Below are 369 nucleotides of genomic sequence, written 5' to 3'. Positions count from 1 at the left end.
TGACAGGGGCGATGAGGTCATCGGCTGTGCAACCGAGGATGTCGGTGAGCGCCACCAGGACGTGCAAGTTCAGCCGCTCCGGACGCTCAGAAACCAGCCTGTGGACCTGGCTCGGAGAGAGGTGGATGCCTCGGGCCTCCAGCTCGGGCATGAGCTTCGTCGCATGGAACATCCCCGCGCCGGCCATCTGCTCGCGAAGCCGCCACTCGTAGCTGATGAGTTCGGTCATGGTGTCATCTCCAAGCTGTTCAGTCCGGGGACGTTCGCCAGCGCTGCCTGCAGCAACCGGTTCGCGAAATCCTCCGAAACGTGGGTGTAAATCGAGGTCGTGGATTGGTAGACGTGTCCGAGTTGGCGCTGCACGAACAC

The 369-nt window shown here is 62.3% G+C and carries 1 protein-coding gene; it reads right to left on the bottom strand.

Annotated features, from left to right (window positions below):
- Positions 1–229: helix-turn-helix domain-containing protein (locus tag AC1RPG_RS08400; RefSeq protein WP_481762533.1), on the bottom strand; the 229-nt coding region annotated here is incomplete at its 3' end.
- Positions 230–369 lie beyond the last annotated feature (140 nt).

This window comes from Dellaglioa sp. CoH-57-MRSF-18 (assembly GCF_056781995.1).
Note: the sequence above shows the minus strand (reverse complement) of the source record. Positions and strands in the feature narration are given on the sequence as shown.